Annotated in this window: 1 protein-coding gene; it reads right to left on the bottom strand. The window is 60.8% G+C overall.

Going from position 1 to position 332, the window contains the following annotated elements:
* Window positions 1-332, bottom strand: a 332-nt coding sequence (locus A3730_RS11110) for an aconitase family protein (protein ID WP_255364260.1), incomplete at both ends; no start/stop codon positions are given.

Genomic DNA, 332 nt, shown 5'->3' with positions numbered 1-332 from the left:
CAGACCACGGTCATGCCCGGCACCACAGCACCCTGCTCCGGCGCCATCACATGCACAATGCCTTGGCGTACATCGCCAATTCCGAACTCGGTGATACCGAATTCACGGGTATTGTCTTGCAGCGTCTGCACCTGAATCCGCGAGGTGTCATCGGCGATGTCGGCGGCACTCTTGAACGGGGTTGTCGGCACGTTGTGATCAATGGTGGCCACACTGGCACTGGTCCGCCACGGCTGACGACCCGCCAGGCGCAGGCCCTCAAACGCCTGGGGCGAGGTCACCTCATGGATGATCTGGCGATCAATATAGATCAGCGCAGAGCCATCTTCGCG

The organism is Alcanivorax sp. HI0044, assembly GCF_001634945.1.
Note: the sequence above shows the minus strand (reverse complement) of the source record. Positions and strands in the feature narration are given on the sequence as shown.